The sequence below is a fragment of the Candidatus Electronema sp. TJ genome, from assembly GCF_048287355.1.
Taxonomy (GTDB): domain Bacteria; phylum Desulfobacterota; class Desulfobulbia; order Desulfobulbales; family Desulfobulbaceae; genus Electronema.
This window is the reverse complement of the sequence record NZ_JBLWEP010000124.1, coordinates 5300-7118: the sequence shown is the minus strand read 5'-3', so window position 1 is coordinate 7118 and position 1819 is coordinate 5300. Positions and strand designations below refer to the sequence as shown.

General features: G+C 46.3%; 1 protein-coding gene. It reads left to right on the top strand.

The genetic code is table 11. The features are described from left to right. The coding region (locus tag ACNKID_RS09300; protein WP_417913150.1) for a hypothetical protein at positions 1-1797 on the top strand (1797 nt) is incomplete at its 5' end. Positions 1798-1819 lie beyond the last annotated feature (22 nt).

The following is a 1819-nucleotide window of genomic DNA, read 5'->3' as shown; positions in this document are numbered from 1 at the left end:
AAGACGCAGGCGGAGCTGGCCGCTGACATCGGCAGGACGGCTGGCAGCCAGACGGTCGCCGCGCTGGTGCGCACCTTTGTCCTTGCCCGTCTGCTGGCCGAGGAGAAGCGGAAGAGCGGCCCGGATGCCTATGCCTTGCTGCACGATTATCTGGTCGGCGCGGTGGAGCTGGCCACCGGCGATGTTTCCACCCAGACCGAGGAGGCGAATCAGCTGCTGCGCTATCACCTTGCCCAGCAGCGAGGGGTGATTCCGCTGCGCAGGCTGCGTTTCATCCGGGCGCACGCGGACAGGCCGCTGCTTGTCCAGCCGAATGCCCGGCGGCTGCTCCGCAAGAGTCTGCTTGTGCCTGCGGTGTTTTCAGGGGCGATGGTGTTTGTGGCGGTGCTGATGGCGGGCGGGTTGTATTTGATGGAAACGGCGAAGATTCAGTGGCAGGCGAAGGTGATTGGGAGGCATTGGGATGAGGATGAAACAGGAAGTGTTGAATATAAAATTCGGCCTGAGAGAGGACAGGTGGTGGGTGGAATTCGTAAAAATAACAGACATATTAGATATTGGGATACAAAAGATGGCAGGATAGTTTTCAATAGAGAGAATAATAAAGATATGAATGTATTGATTAATGAGACAGGAAAATTTATTCTTCTAACAGATTATTTTTGGATGGAAAGAAATCTTAACTGTAAGTTGATCAACGTTGATGACGCAACAGAAGTAGAAATTTCTCCCTGTCGTCAATGTGATTTTTCAAAATCAGAACAGCATATTACTTGCCGATCTAGTTCTATCAACGCGATTGATATCGCGCTTTGGTCAATAGAAAAAGAACAATTTATTAAAAAAGTAGATATTATTCAGCAAAATAAAGACGATTCGTGGTCAGAGTTTCAATTTAATAATGATGCGGAACGATTAGTTGTAAAGGAGGGGGATCAACAAAAAGTTATTTCTCTTTACGATACTACCTCTAGTGAGAAAATAAAAAATTTATCCGATAAATTAAAAATAAAAGATGTAGATTTTGATATTTTTTATTTAAACAATAAAGTTTGTACTTTTTCGAATGATACATCTGGAGGTTCAGATGTATCAATTTTTGATCTTGATGACGGTGTTTTAATTTCAAAAATAAAAACATCTGTATCTGTATCGAGAATATATTTTTCGGCAGATGGATATTATATCATGCTTTTCGACTTTTCAAGAATTGGAGATACAATTCGCTTGAGCATACTCTCCGTCTCGGATTTGAAACCTGTTCAAGGAACGAAATTGGAGAATATATATCTTGGTGGCAACATAATTCATTTTAATTCTAACCCAATTGTTTACTGGCGCGATAGAGACGACATAAAACTTTGGCATGTCAGCAAAGGAGAGCCTGTCCTGCTGAAAAATATCAAACTCGGAGATAAGGATAAAGTTTCATCCAGTGCCGACATGCAGCGGGCTGTCATCTGGGGGCCGCAGCGTCCCGCCGAGCTGTGGGATGTGAAAGAGAAAAAAAAGCTGTGCTCGCTGACTTCCAGCAAGGACAAGCACATCCAGTCTGCTGCCTTTTCCATGAACGACACGGCGGTGGTCATCGAAGAAGAAGGCGGCGTTGCCTCGCTGTTCGATGCCAAAGACGGCAGCCCGCTGGCGCAGCATATTTCCGCCGCTTCGGTGTATTACTACGACCCTGACCTGCGGCGCATCCATCTCTGGAACAGCTCCGGCCAAGTCATCCGCCACGTCGAAGGCCGCAGCTATTTCGGCTGGTTTGTGCCCACCAAGAAAGGAGCGATGGATTGAGCCTGCTTCATCGAGACAAGAA